The sequence below is a fragment of the Sulfuricaulis limicola genome, from assembly GCF_002355735.1.
In the GTDB taxonomy this organism is placed as follows: domain Bacteria; phylum Pseudomonadota; class Gammaproteobacteria; order Acidiferrobacterales; family Sulfurifustaceae; genus Sulfuricaulis; species Sulfuricaulis limicola.
Genome location: NZ_AP014879.1, coordinates 823,873 through 841,609, shown reverse-complemented (window position 1 = coordinate 841,609; position 17,737 = coordinate 823,873). Strand labels below are relative to the sequence as shown.

The 17,737-nt window shown below is 62.4% G+C and carries 14 protein-coding genes; 6 read left to right on the top strand and 8 right to left on the bottom strand.

All coding sequences use genetic code 11. The annotated features are described in order from the left end of the window. Positions 1-10: 10 nt before the first annotated feature. The 7 genes from SCL_RS04130 to gluQRS all read right to left on the bottom strand — a co-directional run bounded on the left by SCL_RS04130 (position 11) and on the right by gluQRS (position 9,305). Positions 11-1,513, bottom strand: coding sequence for a CoA-acylating methylmalonate-semialdehyde dehydrogenase (locus SCL_RS04130; RefSeq protein ID WP_096360050.1), 1,503 nt, complete (start codon positions 1,511-1,513; stop codon positions 11-13). 22 nt (positions 1,514-1,535) lie between these two features. Next, positions 1,536-2,165 (bottom strand): LutC/YkgG family protein, encoded by a 630-nt coding sequence (locus SCL_RS04125; RefSeq protein WP_096360049.1) that lies wholly within the window; start codon positions 2,163-2,165, stop codon positions 1,536-1,538. After that, positions 2,162-3,568 (bottom strand): LutB/LldF family L-lactate oxidation iron-sulfur protein, encoded by a 1,407-nt coding sequence (locus SCL_RS04120; protein ID WP_096360048.1) that lies wholly within the window; start codon positions 3,566-3,568, stop codon positions 2,162-2,164. The genes SCL_RS04125 and SCL_RS04120 overlap by 4 nt, the downstream gene beginning before the upstream one ends. Continuing rightward, the gene (locus SCL_RS04115) at positions 3,559-4,302 is read right to left on the bottom strand and encodes a (Fe-S)-binding protein (RefSeq protein ID WP_096360047.1); all 744 of its coding nucleotides are present in this window, start codon (positions 4,300-4,302) and stop codon (positions 3,559-3,561) included. Before SCL_RS04115 ends, SCL_RS04120 begins: the two co-directional genes overlap by 10 nt. A gap of 55 nt (positions 4,303-4,357) precedes the next feature. Next, positions 4,358-5,539 (bottom strand): O-succinylhomoserine sulfhydrylase, encoded by a 1,182-nt coding sequence (locus SCL_RS04110; RefSeq protein WP_096360046.1) that lies wholly within the window; start codon positions 5,537-5,539, stop codon positions 4,358-4,360. Between the two features lie 253 nt (positions 5,540-5,792). After that, positions 5,793-7,460 (bottom strand): group II intron reverse transcriptase/maturase, encoded by a 1,668-nt coding sequence (ltrA, locus tag SCL_RS04105; RefSeq protein WP_172425918.1) that lies wholly within the window; start codon positions 7,458-7,460, stop codon positions 5,793-5,795. A 945-nt stretch (positions 7,461-8,405) separates the two neighbouring features. After that, positions 8,406-9,305: a tRNA glutamyl-Q(34) synthetase GluQRS gene (gluQRS, locus tag SCL_RS04100; RefSeq protein WP_096360044.1), complete on the bottom strand. Its 900-nt coding sequence runs from the start codon at positions 9,303-9,305 to the stop codon at positions 8,406-8,408. Positions 9,306-9,463: 158 nt separating this feature from the next. On the opposite strand from gluQRS, the gene SCL_RS04095 reads away from it, so the two are divergent. From SCL_RS04095 to SCL_RS04070, 6 genes are all read left to right on the top strand, one after another. After that, positions 9,464-10,006: a hypothetical protein gene (locus SCL_RS04095; protein ID WP_172425917.1), complete on the top strand. Its 543-nt coding sequence runs from the start codon at positions 9,464-9,466 to the stop codon at positions 10,004-10,006. Between the two features lie 121 nt (positions 10,007-10,127). Beyond that, positions 10,128-11,543 carry an FAD-linked oxidase C-terminal domain-containing protein gene (locus tag SCL_RS04090; protein WP_420823636.1) on the top strand — a complete coding sequence of 472 codons (1,416 nt, stop codon included), beginning with the start codon at positions 10,128-10,130 and terminating at the stop codon, positions 11,541-11,543. A 5-nt stretch (positions 11,544-11,548) separates the two neighbouring features. After that, the gene (glcE, locus tag SCL_RS04085; protein WP_096361833.1) at positions 11,549-12,601 is read left to right on the top strand and encodes a glycolate oxidase subunit GlcE; all 1,053 of its coding nucleotides are present in this window, start codon (positions 11,549-11,551) and stop codon (positions 12,599-12,601) included. 35 nt (positions 12,602-12,636) lie between these two features. Next, a complete protein-coding gene (locus tag SCL_RS04080; protein WP_096360041.1) occupies positions 12,637-13,614 on the top strand; it encodes an SLAC1 anion channel family protein in 978 nt (325 codons plus the stop codon). 219 nt (positions 13,615-13,833) lie between these two features. After that, a complete protein-coding gene (locus SCL_RS04075; RefSeq protein ID WP_096361832.1) occupies positions 13,834-14,340 on the top strand; it encodes an ORF6N domain-containing protein in 507 nt (168 codons plus the stop codon). A 123-nt stretch (positions 14,341-14,463) separates the two neighbouring features. Beyond that, complete coding sequence (locus tag SCL_RS04070) at positions 14,464-15,993, top strand: acyl--CoA ligase (RefSeq protein ID WP_096360040.1); 1,530 nt, start codon at positions 14,464-14,466, stop codon at positions 15,991-15,993. Between the two features lie 105 nt (positions 15,994-16,098). On the opposite strand, the gene ggt is transcribed toward SCL_RS04070, so the two are convergent. Further along, on the bottom strand, positions 16,099-17,685 hold the full coding sequence (ggt, locus tag SCL_RS04065) for a gamma-glutamyltransferase (RefSeq protein ID WP_096360039.1): 1,587 nt from the start codon (positions 17,683-17,685) through the stop codon (positions 16,099-16,101). Positions 17,686-17,737: the final 52 nt, after the last annotated feature.

Sequence of the window (17,737 nt, the reverse complement as noted above, 5' to 3'; positions counted from 1 at the left end):
AGATGGCATGCTAGCCGAGCGTCGGCATCGACAGATTCGACGAACCCCGCTCCTCGCCACCCGGCCAGCGGCTGGTGACGACCTTGCTGCGGGTGTAGAAATACACACCTTCCATGCCGTGCACGTGCAGGTCGCCGAACAGCGAGGCCTTCCAGCCGCCAAAGGAGAAAAACGCCATTGGCACCGGGATCGGCACGTTGATGCCGACCATGCCGACCTCGATGTCGCGCTCGAAGCGGCGCGCGTGCGCGCCGGAACGCGTGAAAATGGCGGTGCCGTTGCCATAGGGATTGCTGTTCACGAGATTGATGGCAGCGTCGATGTTGTCGGCCCGCAGGACGATCAGCACCGGCCCGAAAATCTCTTCCTTGTAAATTTCCATCGTGGTCGTGACCTGGTCGAACAGGGTCGGCCCGAGATAAAAACCCTTTTCACCGCCGGGGACCTTGAGCCCGCGCCCGTCCAATACCAGTTTCGCGCCCTCCGTCACGCCGCTGTCGATGAGCTTCTGTATGCGTTCGCGGTGCGCCGCGGTAATCACCGGCCCCATGTCGATGCCCGTCTGGTCGCCCGGTCCGACATGCAGGCGCGCGGCCTTGTCCCGCAGCTTCTCGACCAGGGCATCGCCAGCCGCGCCCACGGCCACGACCGTCGAGATCGCCATGCAGCGCTCGCCGGCGGAACCGTAGGCCGCGCCCATGAGCGCGTCCGCGGCAAAATCGAGATCGGCGTCGGGCATGACCACGGCATGGTTCTTGGCCCCGCCCAGTGCTTGCACGCGCTTGCCGTGGCGTGCTGCGGTTTCGTAGATGTATTTGGCCACCGGGGTCGAGCCGACGAAGGAAATCGCGCGCACGTCCGGATGCGTCAGCAGGGCATCCACCGCCTCCTTGTCGCCGGGGATCACGTTGAACACACCGTCCGGCAGCCCGGCCTCGCGCAGCAGTTCGGCCATGCGCAGGCTCGCCGAGGGCACTTTCTCCGAGGGTTTGAGGATGAAAGTATTGCCGCAGGCGATGGCCACCGGGAACATCCACAACGGCACCATCACGGGAAAGTTGAACGGCGTGATGCCGGCACACACGCCTACCGGCTGCAACAGCGAATGACAATCGACGCCGCGGCCGACGTCCTCGGCCTGCTCGCCCTTCAGCAAATGCGGCACGCCCATGGCGAATTCGATGACCTCGATGCCACGTTGCAACGAACCGGCGGCGTCTTCGCGCGTCTTGCCGTGTTCTTCCGTGGTCAGGTGGATGAGCTCGTCGCGATGCGCCTGCATCAGTTCGCGAAAACGCATGAGAATGCGCGCGCGCCGCAGCGGCGTGGTATCGCGCCAGCCGGGAAATGCCGCCCGCGCCGCCGCCACGGCATTTTCGACATCCTGTTTGCCGGCCAGCGGCGCACGCCGGACGACCGCGCCACTGGCCGGATTGAACACCTCCGCCGTGCGTGCGCTCGTACTCGGCTGCGACTTGCCGTTGATCCAAAGCGATAAAACCGGTTGTGACATGACGGCACCTCTCCGAGAAATGTCAGCCGACGATGATGATAAGCACCCGATACGGCCCGTGCGCGCCGAGCGTCACGGTCTGCTCGATATCCGCCGTGCGCGAAGGACCGGAAACAAAATTCACCGCGCGCGGCAACGCGCCGCGCTCGACGCGCAATCGGTCCCAGGCCTGCTCCATGGTCGCCACGATGCGTTCTGCTTCGATCACGGCAACGTGTGTCTCCGGCAGCAGGCTGACTGTCGCTGGTGTCTCCGGCCCGGAGAGCAACATCAATGTCCCGGTTTCGGCAATGCCGGCAAAGGCGCCGGTGACGCCCACCAGATCGTCGCCGCGCGCCGCGCGCGTCTGCAACTCAATACCGGCGGATTGCCAGCCATAAGGCGCCAGCGCCGGCCAGCATACACCCTGCCGCGGCAACTGGCGCTCGCTGAGATAGCGCGCCACCAGGCCCGGAACTTCGGTGATGGTGCGCGCCTGTGCCACATCGCTCGCCAGGTTCGCGGCCCGCTCGCCAAACCGTTTCACCAGATCTCCTGCCAGCGGCGGGATCGGTCCGCGCTGATGCCGGCGGATCTCGCCATCGACATCGGCGGCGATGCTGGAAGCGCGCGCCTTGCCGATCCGCGCCAGGATATTCTCGCGCGCACTCATGATGCACGCCGCGTCTGATACAGCTCACGGAAAGTCCGGCCGGACGGCGCCGGCATGTCGCGTCCCCGGGTCCAGCCGGACGCGCCCATCAGATGGCGCAGATATTTTTTCTTCCCGCCGAGCCGGTGCAGTAGCCGTGCCGCCACGCGCGTGAACATTGCGTATACCGCGGGATGCTGCGCCGCCCACGACCACAGCCGCAGCGCGGCGCGTTCACCCCAGGGACGCAGATCGCGCTCCACCTGCAGGTGGCGCAAATGACGCATCAGGTCCGGCAGCGGAATCTTCACCGGACAAACCACGGCGCATTCGCCGCAAAAAGTCGAGGCGTTGGGCAGATCGATGGCGTTCTCCAGCCCGACGAAGGCCGGTGTCAGCACCGACCCCATGGGGCCCGGATAGACCCAGCCGTAGGCATGGCCGCCGATGTTCTGGTACACCGGGCAATGGTTCATGCAGGCGCCGCAACGGATGCAGCGCAGCATCGGTTGCAGTTCGGTGCCGAGCAGGCGACTGCGGCCATTGTCCAGCAAAATAACATGGAAATGCTCCGGGCCGTCGGCCTCGTCCTTGCCGCGCACGCCGGTCAGGACCGAGACATAATTGGTGATGGACTGGCCGGTGGCGGAGCGCGGCAGCAGGCGCAACAGCGTGCTGGCATCCTCCAGCGTCGGCACCACCTTTTCGATGCCGGTAATGGCCACGTGCACACGCGGCAGCGTGGTGGTGAGCCGGCCATTGCCCTCATTGGTGACGATCAGCACCGACCCGGTCTCGGCGATGAGGAAGTTCGCGCCGGAGATGCCCATGTCGGCCGACAAGAATCCCGGGCGCAGCACCTCGCGCGCCTCGCGGCACATCTCGGCGATCTGCGTGGTGCGCGGACGTCCGTGCTTTTCCTCGAACAGGTCGGCGATCTCTTCCTTGCTCTTGTGCACCACCGGGGCCACGATATGCGACGGTGGTTCGTGCGCCAGCTGCAGGATGTACTCGCCCAGATCGGTTTCCAGCACCTCCACGCCCACGCTCGCGAGATAATCGTTGAGCCCGCATTCCTCAGTGACCATGGATTTCGACTTGACCACCTTGCGCACGCCGTGAAGCCGGGCGATCTCGACCACGAGACGGTTGGCGTCCTCGATGTCTTCCGCCCAGTGCACCACCGCGCCGCGCGCGGCCGCTTCCTGTTCGAAGCGCAGCAGGTAACCGTCGAGATTCCTGATCACGCGCTCGCGGATAGCGGCCGCGGCATCGCGGATTTCCGGGAAATTCGGCAGCTCCGCCAGCGCCGTGGCGCGGCTGTCGACGAAACGCGACTGGAGTTTTTTGAGCGCCTGCTGAAGATTTTCGTCGTTCAGCTTCTCCGTCGCCTTGCGCTTGAAATGCATTGCGGTTACTTCCATGCATTTTCTCCATTATCGCCGGCCAGGACCTCGGCGATATGCAACACCCGGGTTTGCGCATCGCCGTTGCGGCGCAGCCGGCCCTCGATGTTCAAAAGACAACCGAGATCGCCGGCTACGACAGTACCGGCGCCGGTCTGGGTGATGCTGGCGCATTTCCTGTCGGCCATACGCGTGGAGATATCGCCGAACTTCACGGAGAAGGTCCCGCCGAAGCCGCAACAGGTGGTGGCGTTTTGCATTTCCGTCAGGGTCACGCCCGGCATTTTCGCGAGCAAGGCACGCGGCTGCGCCTGCACGCCAAGTTCGCGCAGGCCGGCGCAGGAATCGTGATAGGTCAGCGTACCGGTATAACGGCCGGGAATATTTTTGATTTTGACGACATTGACCAGAAAATCGGTCAATTCATAAGTACGGACGGACAGACGCTGGACCGCTTCGAGAATGCCCGGGTCATCCTTGAACAGCGCCGGATAATGCGCCCGTATCATGCCGGTGCAGGAACCGGAGGGCGCGACGACATAATCGCAGCCCTCGAATTCCTTGAGGAGTTTCAGCGCCAGGGCCCGGGCCGCCGCGCTGTCGCCCGAGTTGTAACCCGGCTGGCCGCAACAGGTCTGGCCGGCGGGAACCACGACCTCGCATCCCGCCGCCTCCAGCAGCCGCAAGGCGGCAAACCCGATGCTGGGCCGCATCAGGTCCACGAGACAGGTGACGAACAGGCCGACGCGCATGATGCGGCATTCTACCTTGCGCGCGCCGGATTTGTTCAGTGCACACCGCTTCGCATCATGAAAGCCCGCGCATCAGGTCCTTCTTGAGGTCTTCCACGTCTTCCAGCCCTACAGAAATCCGGATCAGGCCGTCGCTGATGCCCGCCTCGGCGCGTTGTTCGGGCGTGAGGCGCCCATGCGTGGTCGTGGCCGCATGGGTGATGGTGGACTTGGTGTCGCCCAGGTTGGCCGTAATGGAAAGCACGCGCGTGCTGTCGATCAGCTTCCAGGCCGCGTCCTTGCCGCCTTTCAGCTCGAACGCCACGATGCCACCAAAACCCGACTGCTGCTTTTTGGCGAGCTTGTGCTGCGGGTGCGAGGCCAGGCCCGGATAGTAAACCCGTTGCACGCGCTTCTGCTTCTCGAGCCAGCGCGCGAGCTCCAGCGCGTTCGCGCAATGCGCCTGCATGCGCAGCGAAAGTGTTTCCAGCCCCTTCAGGAACACCCAGGCATTGAACGGACTCAGGGAGGGCCCGCAGGTGCGCATGAAACCATAGACCTTCTCGCCGACCAATTCCTTATTGCCGACGACGGCGCCGCCGATGCAACGGCCCTGCCCGTCGAGATACTTGGTCGCGGAGTGGATCACGACATCCGCGCCCAGCTTCAACGGCAGCTGCAGGGCCGGGGTGCAGAAACAGTTGTCCACCACCAGCAGGCAGCCTTTGGCATGCGCCAGCTTCGCCAGCCGCGCGATGTCGGCGATCTCCGTCAGCGGATTGGACGGCGTTTCCACAAACAGGAGCTTCGTGTTCGGCCGAATCGCCTTCTCCCACGCACCGTAGTCCGAGAGCGAGACATAACTGGTCTCGATGCCGAACTTGCCGAGGTAGTTGTTGAACAGCAATACCGTCGGCCCGAAGATGTTGCGCGACGAGACGATGTGATCGCCGCTCTTGAGCAGCGCCAGGCAAGTCGAGAGGATCGCCGCCATGCCGGAACCGGTGGCGACGCAACGCTCCCCGCCTTCCAGCGCCGCCAGACGTTCCTCGAAAGCACGCACGGTGGGATTGGTGAAGCGCGAGTAGATATTCCCCGGCTTCTCCCCGGAAAACCGCGCCGCCGCCTCGGCCGCGCTCTTGAACACGTAGCTGGAGGTAGCGAAGATCGGCTCGGAGTTCTCACCCTCGTTGGTGCGATGCTGGCCCGCGCGCACCGCGCGAGTGTCGAAACCCCATTGGTCAAAATCGTCAGACATGGCCTGCTGCTCCTTTATTACTGTTACGGCGCGGGCTTGCGGAAAACGACGGGCAACAAAAAAGCCGCGAATGCGGCTAGAGCGGGATACTCTCGCTTTAGCGGCATTTGTATCGCGCCCGCAAGTCGGGTGAGGATGGCGCATTGCTGCGCCACCCTCCCCTAAGAACCGAGCATGCAAGTTTCCCTGCACTCGGCTCAAGCCTCTATAAAAAGCGCCAAGCTCCTGATTATGGGAACCGGCTACCTTTCAGTCAACGTTTGCTGTGAACTTGACGATGACAGTTTGGATGCAGCAGCACCAGATTGGTCCAGTTGTCGCCGCCACCATCGATCTTCCGGACTTTGTGATGGCAATGCCATCCCGTGTCCTTGGTGATCTTTTGGTGACAGACAGGACAACAACCTTCCTGATTCCGCCACAGCGCCAAGAGCGTTCGCCGATCTTTCAATGAATCCTGCATCCTGAGGCCGATTAGCGCCTCGAAATACAGCTCCATTGCCGGATCGAACGGATTGGCGTTGCCCTGAATCTTCCTGTGGCGCCGGATCGCAGTGGTGCTGGCTTTAAACAGCCGCACGCTTTCCGGTTTGCCATTTTTCAGAACAACGCCGGTACCCGCCACGAACACCCAATTCCGGGTTCCGATGGTTCGGAAATATTTCTTCCTAACCCACTGGCGCCCTTTACTCGGGTGTCGGCGTTTCGCCCACTGCCACAATCTGCGCCAAAGCCATGAGTCAATCGCGCTGAATGTTTCCTTGGCAGAAACGGCCTTGTGATAATTCGCCCAACCTCGAACAACGGGATTAAGCAAGCGTATCAGCGTGGCCTGTTTCGTGGCCTTGTTGGCATCCAGGATTTCTCGAATCTTATCCTTGAACGCTTTTACGTTCCTTCTGGACGGCTTGATGATTAACTTGCCGTTGTACTTGCGCACATTCTGACCCAAGAAATCGAACCCTTCGGTGATATGTGTAATCCGGGTTTTCTCTTGCGAGAGCTCCAGTCCCCTGGTTGCGAGAAATCTGGCAACCAATGGTTTGACTTCCGTTTCCAGCAACTCTTTCGAGTTGCCGGTGATGATGAAGTCATCCGCATATCGCACCAAGTGAATCTTGTTCCGATAGGCTTTCGGCGTTCGCTTTCTGCCAAACGTGGCTTCAAGTTCCGCTTCCAACCCATCCAAGACCATATTGGCCAACGTCGGCGAGATGATGCCACCTTGCGGTGTTCCCGCTGGCGTCGCAAAGAGTCTGCGATTTTCCATGTAACCCGCCTTCAACCATTTCCGGAGGGTCGTCTTATCCACGGGGATATGAGCGAGCAACCAGTCATGGCTTATGTTGTCGAAACAACCCCGAATGTCTCCTTCGAGAACCCATTCGGCGCTTGAGCGTTGGCTTAACGCTGTGAAGCACTGCTCGATAGCATCGGCAGTACAGCGTTCGGGCCGAAACCCATAGGAGTGTCGATCCGCAAGGGTCTCCGCGACCGGTTCCAATGCCAGCAGATGAAGCGCCTGCATGGCACGGTCCAGCATCGTTGGAATCCCGAGCGGACGTTTCTTCCCGTTGTTTTTCGGGATGTACACCCGCCTCAATGGACGCGGTTTGTAGCCGCGCTGCTTGAGTAACAACATGGCGTTGGCTTTGACCTCCGGGGTGGACCACACTTCACCGTCCACACCCGGCGTTCGCCTGCCTGTGTTTTCCGTCACTCGCTTGACGGCTAATGCTTTGCCGGCAAACGAGCGAGCCAGGAATCGTTGCAAGGCTTTCACCCTGCGCCAATCCTGCTCTTTTGTAGCCTTCGCGATACGCACTTGCAGCTTCCTCACGTTGCGGTGTGCCCGGGCCCAGTCGATGCTGTGCCAAGGAATCACCTGCTCCGTGGAGGACGCAGATGCGTTGTTTTGCATGCTCACTTGCTTTCCTCCTGTTAAGAGAAATGAAATCCCCAAACAGGAGGCGCATGTCTCCCCCGAAGGGGATAGCCTCCCCTTCGGGGTCGAGTTGTCTGCACGTTCTCTCGCGAGGAGAGACCGAACGGAAGTCCGCTCGCTTTCGCGCGGGGTGACGTTGAAACCCCTATCCGATCCATTACAGACCGGCGTTCGCTTTTTCCGTTTTCCTTTATCCGCATCCCAACAGTCAGCCTTGCGGCGGACCTGCCCATGACGGGCGGGAGTACGGACTTACCGTGTTCCATTCAAACAACACGAACGGATTAGACCCTGCCTTTTCCCCGGAGGCCTTTATGTCAGCGTGTCGCTATTCAGCAGAGCGACATCCGGCCACGCACCTTTTAGTCCAAGCCTGACAGCAACTTTGGCTTGTTTTTGATAACGAGGTTTAAAACGGCAGTTCACATATGTTGGTCGTACCGCCCAGCCTAGCGCCTCATCCGCCTGTTGCTGGCAGAATCACGTGTATTCCTTGCGGTTCACACGCACACCGGTCGGTGTGGCTACATTGTCAGGGCGCTTGGCACGGGACCGTTACCAGACCCGCACTGCCCCTAGGCTGTTGTCGGCTAAACGACAAGTCCCGCTCGCAGCGTTAACTGCTGGGACAATTGTTTGAACGGCTTTCGCCACTTGGAATGGAAGTGTGCCCGCAAACACGATGGCACATCCATTTTGGTCAGACTACTGATCTCGCCGATCGGAAGGATTGCTTTAATCGGCTTTGCGCTATTTCCACCAGATTTTGCGTACTGGCAGGGCTAGCTACCCAAGCGACTCACGTCGCACGCTGAAGCTCAAATCGGCGCCAATCGCGACAAAAGTTATACCACCGGCTTTGTCGTGTCAACTTGATAGCGGATTGTAAACTGGAATTCAGGCCAAACTGTCACCGGTTGCTTACACGATGATGCCCGCTACCCGTGGAACGCGCGTCATATCCCAATGCATGACAGCCCAGCGCCAGAAATCTGCGAGACTGCCGTCGGCCAGTTCCGGCGGGACTTCCTGGCCCAGAAACCGCATGACCTGCAGCAGCGCCGGCATGGGGCGCGCCGCGTCGAGCGGCGCGGCCAAGGTCTGCTTGCTGAGTTTCTCGCTTCGCGCGTTGAGCGCCACCGGTAGATGGAGATAATCCGGCGTCGGCAAATCCAGCAGGCGTTGCAGATGAATCTGACGTGGCGTGGATTCGATCAGGTCGGCGCCGCGCACGATCGCGGTGATACCCTGCGCGGCGTCGTCCGCCACCACCGCCAGTTGATACGCAAAAAATCCGTCGGCGCGCCGCACCACGAAGTCGCCGAAATCCACGGCCAGGTCACGGACCATGCGCCCCTGAATAGCATCGATGAATTCGATCTTTTGTCCGTCCACTTTCACGCGCCACGCGCGTGGCGCGCGCCCCGGGGCGATGCCGCCGCGGCAGGTACCGGGATAAACCAGTCCGTCCACGCCGTTCACGCTCGAGTCCGCGATCTCGCGCCGGCTGCACGCGCAGGCATAGAGCGCGTTCCGCGCTCGCAGTTTTTCCAGCGCCTCCTCGTACAACGCGTGGCGCCGGCTCTGATACACCACCTCGCCATCCCAGTGCAGACCGAAGGCTTCGAGCGTGCGCAGGATGTCATCGGCCGCGCCCGGCGCTTCGCGGGGCGGGTCGAGATCCTCCATGCGCACCAGCCACTCGCCGCCACGAGATTTCGCCTGCAGGAAACTTCCGGCGGCGGCGACCATCGAACCGAAGTGCAACGGCCCGGTGGGCGACGGCGCGAAACGTCCGCGATACGGTTCTGAAGATTTCATGACGACACGTTCAAATAAAATTACACGTTGGCGCGCGATGGCCACAAAACTCGAGCGGTTTCTGTCCGTTGGTCAGGGATCATAGCAAATTGATCGGGTCGGCGGATGTTACAGCCGTCTTCGCGGTCATAACCCCGCGAACGAAACGAAAGGAGCAAATGATGAAAGATGAAAGCATCGAAAATCACGACACGATAACGGAAGAAAGAGCCACGGGGCTGGTAGCGATAATTCAGGCGGTACCGCGCCTGCTCGTTCCCCTGTTCGCCCTGTTCTTCCTGTCCTTTGCGCTGCTGTATGCCTCCTCGGCGATCATCGAGTTCATTAAACCGATTCTCAGCGAAGGCGACCTTACCAGTGGTCTGGTCAAGGGAGTGCACATGGGCGTGGTGGCGCTCGCCGTATATGAGCTGGCGCAGGTGGTGCACCAGGAATATGACAAGAGCGGCAAACCGTCCGATGCCATCCGGCGTATCCGGCGCAGTGTCACGCGCTTCGCCAGCGTCGTGTTCGTGGCGCTGGTGCTCGAATCGCTGATCATGGTGATCAAGTACAGCCAGCAGGACCTGGCCGGTTTCCTCTATTATCCGGTGGCGATCATCGCGAGCGCGTCACTGTTGCTCATGTCGCTCGGGGTTTTCATCAAGCTGAGCAGCTCGGACACGCTGGAAGACACATCTTCCACCGCTGCAAACAGTTAGCCGCCGTCCCGGCTTTACGCCATGCCGGGCAGGGATTACCCTAGCCCGCATGAGCACGGCCCCAACCTCCCTGGCTTCGACGGCGCTGCGCCAATCGCTGGCGGCGCGGCTGCGCGAATTCATGCCGCGCAGCTCGGTACTGACCGAGGAAGAAGACCTGCGCCCGTATGAATGCGACGGGCTGTCGGCCTACCGCCGGCTGCCCTGGATCGTGGCGCTGCCGGAGACGGTGGAACAGGTGGGTCGGCTGCTGCGGCTGTGCTCGGAGCAGGATATTCCCGTGGTCGCGCGCGGCGCCGGCACCGGCTTGTCCGGCGGCGCGCTGCCGCTCGAAGACGGCGTATTGCTGTCGCTGGCGAAATTCAACCGCATCCTGGAAGTCGATCCCGCCAACCGCACCGCCACGGTCCAGCCCGGCGTGCGCAATCTCGCGATCTCCGAGGCCGCGGCACCCTATGGCCTGTACTACGCGCCCGATCCCTCGTCGCAGCTGGCCTGCTCCATCGGCGGCAACGTCGCCGAAAACGCCGGCGGCGTGCATTGCCTGAAATACGGCCTGACGGTGCACAACGTGACCGGCATCAAGTTCATGACCATGGACGGCGAACTCATCACGCTCGGCGGCAAGGCGCTCGACATCCCTGGTTACGACCTGCTGGCGCTCATGACCGGCTCGGAAGGCATGCTCGGAGTGATGGTCGAGTTCACGGTCAAACTGCTGCCGAAACCGGAACGCGCGCAGGTGATGCTCGCGGTGTTCGACGAGATCGAAACGGCCGGCGACGCCGTTGCCGCCATCATCGCGAGCGGGTTCCTGCCCGCCGGCCTCGAGATGATGGACAACCTCGCCATCCGCGCCGCCGAGGCTTACGCCAAGGCCGGCTATCCGGTCGAAGCCGCGGCGATCCTGCTGTGCGAACTCGACGGCACCAGCGAGGAAGTTTCCGAAGGCATCGCGCAGATTCGCACGCTGCTGCTGAAGCAGGGCGCCGCCGAGGTGCGCGTATCCCGGGATGAAGCGGAGCGCCTGCGCATGTGGGCCGGCCGCAAGGCGGCGTTCCCCGCGGTCGGGCGCCTGTCGCCGGATTACTACTGCATGGACGGCACCATCCCGCGCCGACACCTGGCCAAAGTATTGAGGCGCATCAGCGATCTGTCGAAGGAATACGGCCTGGCAGTGGCGAACGTGTTTCACGCCGGCGACGGCAACCTGCACCCGCTGATTCTCTACAACGCCAACAAGCCGGGCGAGCTGGAAAAGACCGAGGAACTGGGCGGCAAGATTCTGGAATTCTGCATCGAGGTCGGCGGCACGGTGACCGGCGAGCATGGCGTGGGCGTGGAGAAGATCGGCCAGATGTGCCTCCAGTTCACGCGCGTGGAGCTGGAACAGTTTCATGCCCTGAAAGCGGCCTTCGATCCCAGGGGCCTGCTCAACCCCGGCAAGGCGGTGCCGACGCTGTCGCGCTGCGCCGAATTCGGCCGCATGCACGTGCACGGCGGCAAGCTGGTGCATCCCGAACTGGAAAGATTTTGAACCGCATGAGCGCCGCCAATCAGGATATCGCGAATGAACTCGCCGAGGCTATCAAGGCCGCGGTAAGGAAACGCACGCCTCTCACGATCACCGGCAGCGGCAGCAAGCGCTTTTATACCGGCGAAGCGGCGGGTGAAAAGCTGGATGTCACCGGTCATCGCGGCATCGTTTCCTACGAGCCGACCGAACTGGTCATCACGGCCCGCGCCGGCACACCGCTCGCCGAGATCGAGACGGCGCTGGCTGACAAGGGCCAGATGCTCGCCTTCGAGCCGCCTTACTTCGGCCCGGCCGCCACGCTCGGCGGCACCATTGCCTGCGGTTTCTCCGGCCCGCGCCGGCCCTATGCCGGCGCCGCGCGCGACCACGTCCTCGGCGCACGCCTCATCAACGGCAGGGGCGAGATCCTGCATTTCGGCGGCGAGGTGATGAAAAACGTCGCCGGCTACGACGTCTCGCGCCTCATGGTCGGGGCGCGCGGCACGCTCGGCGTGCTGCTCGAAATCTCGCTCAAGGTGTTGCCGAAACCGGCCCGGGAAATCACGCTCGGCTTCGCGACCACGGTCGACAAGGCCATCGCCACCATGAATACCTGGAGCGCGCAGCCGCTGCCGCTGTCCGCCGCCTGCCACGTGGACGATACCTTATATGTGCGTCTCTCCGGCAGCGAACTGGGGGTGCAGGCTGCGCGCGCCAAACTGGGCGGCAAGGCGCTGGACAAGAGCGATGAATTCTGGGGCGACATCCGCGAACACCGGCACGGCTTCTTTCAGGGCGATGCGCCGCTGTGGCGCCTGTCGGTCCCACCCGCCACGGCGTCGATGGACCTGCCGGGCCAGTGGCTCCTCGACTGGGGTGGCGCGCAGCGCTGGCTCCGGAGCGATGCGCCGGCCGCGGATATCCGCCGGGAAACGGAAACGGCCGGCGGTCACGCCACCCTGTTCCGCCGCGCCGGGCAGAACGGCGCCTCGTTCCATCCCCTGCCGCCCGCGGTCGCGGCGCTCCAGCAGAACCTGAAACGGGCGTTCGACCCCGAGGGCAGACTCAACGTCGCCTGAGCCGCAACCGAAGTGAACACAACAGGATCGCCCGCATGAGCACTGAAGCCGCCATCCCCAGCCACAACCGCCTGCAACTTTTTCCGGTCGCCTTCTTTTCTTCCGTCATGGGACTGGCCGGCCTCGCCATGGCGCTGCAACAGGGCGAAGCCATTCTCGGCCTGCCCCGGGGCGGCGGACAGATCGTGACGGTCGTCAGCCTGATCGTATTCGCGCTGCTGGCGGTTGTGTACCTCCTGAAATTGATGCGTTATCCGGAAGCGGTGATGCAGGAATGGCGTCATCCGGTGAAAATGAGTTTCGGCGCGACCATCACGGTCAGCCTGCTGTTGCTGGGCGGCGCCACCCTCGGACTCTGGCCAAAACTCTCGTACGCGCTCTGGCTCGCGGGCGCGGCACTGCATCTGCTGGTGACGCTCTACGTGCTGAACGCCTGGATCTACAAGCCGGGTTTTGAAATCACCCACATCAGTCCCGCCTGGTTCATTCCGGTGGTGGGAAACATCGTGGCACCCATCGCCGGGGTCACGCACGCCGGCCCCGAAACCGGCTGGTTTTTCTTCAGCATCGGACTGGTGTTCTGGTTGGTGCTGTTCACCATCATCGTGTATCGCATGATCTTCCATAACCCCCTGCCCGACCGGCTGTTGCCCACGCTGTTCATCCTGCTGGCACCGCCGGCGGCCGGCTTCATCGCCTACCTGAAACTCCGCGGCGTACTGGATGGATTCGGGCGCATTCTTTACCACACGGCGGTGTTCATCGCGCTGCTGCTGGCGTTGCAACTGCCGCGCTTCGCACGCCTCAAGTTTTTTCTTTCCTGGTGGGCCTACTCCTTTCCCCTCGCCGCGCTGACCATCGCCACACTCCTCATGTACCGCGCCACCGGCGTGGCGTTTTTCAAAGATGTTTCCTGGCTGCTGCTGGCATTGCTCTGTGCCGTGATCGCATTGTTACTGGCGCTCACCGCGCGCGCCATCGCGCGCAACGAGATCTGTACGCCGGAGCAGTAAAATTTGAGGTACCAAATTGGAACCTCAAACAGGCCGGGGATCAAGGTCACAAATTGTGACCTTGAAATCACAAATTGTGATTTCAAGATATGCCCTCCAGGAAATCCGGCGATTTGAGGTCACAAATTGTGATCTCAAACCTTTAGAACTAGGGCGGTAATTCCCCTGCACAAAGCTACAATCTGCAAAAACAAAGGTGTATCCGTGTCCCAAAAACCTATCGTTCCAGCAGAACAGATCGAAAATCGTATTTACCTCTTACGGGGCCAGAGGGTGATGCTGGATGACGATCTGGCCATACTTTACGAGGTGGAAACCAAGGTACTAAACCGCTCCGTCAAGCGTAACCTGCGGCGTTTCCCCGAGGACTTCATGTTTCAGCTTTCAACCAAAGAGTTTGAAAGTTTGAGGTGCCAATTTGGCACCTCAAAACGGGGAGGCCGTCGTTACCATCCGTACGCCTTCACCGAACAGGGCGTGGCCATGCTCTCGAGCGTGCTCCACAGCAAACGCGCGATCCAGGTCAACATCGAAATCATGCGCGCGTTCGTGCGCCTGCGGCAAATGCTCGCCTCCAACGTCGATCTGGCGCGCAAGCTGGCGGCGCTGGAGAGAAAATACGACGCCCAGTTCAGGGTCGTTTTCGACGCCATCCGCGAACTGATGACGCCGCCCGTGCCGAAGAAAAAGCGCTCCATCGGCTTCGCGCCCTGGGAAGACAAATAATCCGGCCGCCTCCCCGCTGTTCCACATCATGAAAAGCGCATTTACAGCCTGCGAAAGGCTGATAACATGGCGCCGCATCCGGTAACGTCGTCCAGATAATTTTCAGGAGCGGAGGAAGCATCCATGACCGTTTATTCCACGATCCATGCGCTGCTGGCGGACAAGCCCGCCAACGCCATTGCCTTTGTCGGCAGCGGCTGCCCGTCGCTCACCTACGGCGGGCTGCGCGATCATGTCGGACGCACCGTGGCGACACTCAACCGGCTCGGGATCGGACGCAACGACCGCGTCGCCATCGTGCTGCCCAACGGCACCGAGATGGCCAGCGCCTTCGTGGCCATCGCCGCGGGCACGACTTCCGCCCCGCTCAATCCGGCGTATCGCGCCGACGAATTCGAATTCTATCTTGCCGACCTCAAGGCCAAGGCGTTGGTGGTCGAACGCGGCAGCACTTCACCCGCGCTCGGCGTCGCCACCAAACTGAAAATTCCCGTTATTGAAATCGTGCGCGCGAATACCGACCCTGCCGGCGTGTTCGAGCTGGTTCCGGTCGCGGGCGGTCAATCCGCCGCGGCGGCGCGCGGCGGCCATGCCGGGACCGACGACGTCGCGCTGGTGCTGCACACCTCCGGCACGACTTCGCGCCCCAAGATCGTGCCGCTGTCGCAGCGCAACGTGTGCGCCTCGGCCGGCCACATCCGGGATATTTTGAGCCTCACGCCCGCCGACCGGGGCTTGAGCATCATGCCGCTGTTCCATATCCACGGACTCATTGGATCGGTGCTGTCCACGCTCTGCACCGGCAGCAGCGTTTACTGCACGCCCGGTTTCAACGCGCTCAAGTTCTTCGCCTGGATGGACGAGGCCAAGCCGACCTGGTACACGGCGGTGCCAACCATGCACCAGGCGATCCTGGCACGCGCGGCGAACAATCGTGAGGTTATCGCGCGCCATCCGCTGCGCTTCATCCGCTCATCCTCGTCGTCGCTGCCGCCGCAGGTGCTGGCCGAGCTCGAACAGGTGTTCAACGCGCCGGTGCTCGAGTCCTATGGCATGACCGAGGCCTCGCACCAGATGACCAGCAATCCGCTGCCGCCGCGCCCGCACAAGCCCGGCACCGTCGGCATCGCCGCCGGACCGGAAGTCGGCATCATGGGCGAGGACGGAAAATTGCTGGGACCGAACCAGACCGGCGAAGTGGTGATCCGCGGCCCGAACGTAACCAACGGCTACGAGAACAATCCCAAGGCCAATGCCGAGGGCTTCACCAATGGCTGGTTTCGCACCGGCGATCAGGGCGTGATCGACGCGGAAGGTTATCTCAGCATTACCGGCCGGCTGAAAGAGATCATCAACCGCGGCGGCGAGAAGATTTCGCCACGCGAGGTGGACGAGGTGCTGATGGACCACCCGGCGGTGCAGCAGGTCGTGACCTTCGCCATGCCGCACGCCAAGCTCGGCGAGGACGTGGCCGCGGCCGTGGTGCTGCGCGAAGGCAAGAGCGCCGATGAAAAGGAAATCCGCGAGTTCGCCGCCAAACGGCTGGCGGACTTCAAGGTGCCGCGCAAAATTTTAATTCTGGAAGAAATCCCCAAGGGCGCGACCGGCAAGCTGCAGCGCATCGGTTTGGCGCAGAAACTCGGCTTGGCGTGAAGCATCTCAATCGTCATTCCGGCGAAAGCCGGAATCCAGTGTATTAAAGTTAATTCTACTTATCTGGACACCGGCTTTCGCCGGTGTGACGAATCCTTTTTATCCTCAATATCCCAACGCGCAGCCGTCCTTGCGCGGGTCGGAGCCGGCAGACAGTACGCCGTTCTTCGCATCCACGTAAATCGCCTGCGCGCCGCCGAGCGCCAGCTCGGTGCGTCCGACCACGTGCCCGCGCTGTTGCAGCGCCTTCAGCACCTCCTGCGGAACCGGCCGTTCCAGCGCCACTACCCCGCCGCCCGGCATGAAGCGCGGCGCGTCGATCGCCTCCTGCAAGTCCAGTCCGAAGTCGAGCCAGTTGGTCAGCACGCAGACATGCCCCATGGGCTGATACTCCCCGCCCATCACGCCGAAACTCAATAGGTCATCGCCGCGATAGGCCATCGCCGGGATGATGGTATGCAGCGGGCGCTTGCGCGGCGCGATGCAGTTGAAATGACCGGGCTCCAGCACGAAGCCGGCGCCGCGGTTCTGCAACATGATACCGGTGTCGCCCGCGACCACACCGCTGCCGAAGGGGTAGTACAGGCTGTTGATGAAGGATACGGCGTTGCGGTCGCGGTCCACCACGCTGAGATACACCGTGTCGCGGTGCGCGCGCGCCGCCAGCTGAACCGGGTAAGGCGCGGCGCGATGCGGATCGATGCGCGCGTACTGCCGGGCGGCGAATTCCTTCGACAGCATTTCTTCCACGGGCAACTGGTTGAACGCCGGGTCGGCGACGTACTCGTCGCGCTCGGCCCATGCCAGCTTGAAGGCCTCGATCACCCAATGCAGATGATCGGCGCTCAGATGTTTCATGCCGCGCAGGTCGGCCTGCTCCAGGATATTGAGCGTCATCAGCGCCGTGATGCCCTGCCCGTTCGGTGGAATTTCGCACACGCGCACGCCATGGTAATCGGTGCTGATTGGTTCGACCCATTCCGAACGGTAGGCGGCGAAATCCTCCAGCTCGAGCAGGCCGTCATGGGCATGGCTGTGGCGCACGATGGCTTCCGCGATCGGGCCGCGATAGAAGGCCTCGCGCCCGCCGCGCGCGATGCGGCGCAGCGACTCCGCCAGCCGCGGCTGGCGATGCAGCGTGCCGGCCGCGGGCGCGCGCCCGTCCACCAGAAAATCACGCCGGCTTTCGGCATGCGGCGCGAGCACGGCGGCGTTGTTCTGCCAAGCCTTCGCCACCACCGGCGTGACCGCGTAACCGTCCGCGGCAAAGGCGATAGCCGGTTGCAGCATCTCTTCCAGGCTGCGCGTGCCGAAACGTTCGAGGGCCGTCTGCCACGCGTCCACGGCGCCGGGCACGATCACCGATAAAATTCCGAACTCCGGCACCTGCATCAGCCCGCGCCGCTCGAATTCCTCCAGCGTAGCGCGCGCCGGGGCGCGGCCGCTGCCGTTCAGGCCGAAGAGCTTGCCGGTTTTGGCTTCGTGATACAGCAGAAAACAATCGCCGCCGATACCGGTCGCCTGCGGCTCGGTGACGCACAGCACCGCGCTCGCCGCGATGGCGGCGTCCATGGCGTTGCCGCCGGCCTGCAGCACCCCGAGTCCCGCCTGCGTCGCCATCGGCTGGCTGGTGGCGATCATGCCATGCGTGCTCATCACGACCGAGCGGCCAGGGTATTGGTTGTCGCGCATGTTTTTCGTCCAGTGAAATCCGGTTTTACGTTAACGCGGCCGCGAGGCCAAT

Bases quoted from the DNA above. Each gene is read 5' to 3' on its own strand.
- glcE (WP_096361833.1), top strand. From the start codon at position 11,549: ATGAGCGCCGCCAATCAGGATATCGCGAATGAACTCGCCGAGGCTATC.
- SCL_RS04125 (WP_096360049.1), bottom strand. From the start codon at position 2,165: ATGAGTGCGCGCGAGAATATCCTGGCGCGGATCGGCAAGGCGCGCGCT.
- SCL_RS04130 (WP_096360050.1), bottom strand. From the start codon at position 1,513: ATGTCACAACCGGTTTTATCGCTTTGGATCAACGGCAAGTCGCAGCCG.
- SCL_RS04070 (WP_096360040.1), top strand. From the start codon at position 14,464: ATGACCGTTTATTCCACGATCCATGCGCTGCTGGCGGACAAGCCCGCC.
- ltrA (WP_172425918.1), bottom strand. From the start codon at position 7,460: ATGCAAAACAACGCATCTGCGTCCTCCACGGAGCAGGTGATTCCTTGG.
- gluQRS (WP_096360044.1), bottom strand. From the start codon at position 9,305: ATGAAATCTTCAGAACCGTATCGCGGACGTTTCGCGCCGTCGCCCACC.
- ggt (WP_096360039.1), bottom strand. From the start codon at position 17,685: ATGCGCGACAACCAATACCCTGGCCGCTCGGTCGTGATGAGCACGCAT.
- SCL_RS04110 (WP_096360046.1), bottom strand. From the start codon at position 5,539: ATGTCTGACGATTTTGACCAATGGGGTTTCGACACTCGCGCGGTGCGC.
- SCL_RS04115 (WP_096360047.1), bottom strand. From the start codon at position 4,302: ATGCGCGTCGGCCTGTTCGTCACCTGTCTCGTGGACCTGATGCGGCCC.
- SCL_RS04080 (WP_096360041.1), top strand. From the start codon at position 12,637: ATGAGCACTGAAGCCGCCATCCCCAGCCACAACCGCCTGCAACTTTTT.
- SCL_RS04090 (WP_420823636.1), top strand. From the start codon at position 10,128: ATGCCGCGCAGCTCGGTACTGACCGAGGAAGAAGACCTGCGCCCGTAT.
- SCL_RS04095 (WP_172425917.1), top strand. From the start codon at position 9,464: ATGATGAAAGATGAAAGCATCGAAAATCACGACACGATAACGGAAGAA.
- SCL_RS04120 (WP_096360048.1), bottom strand. From the start codon at position 3,568: ATGGAAGTAACCGCAATGCATTTCAAGCGCAAGGCGACGGAGAAGCTG.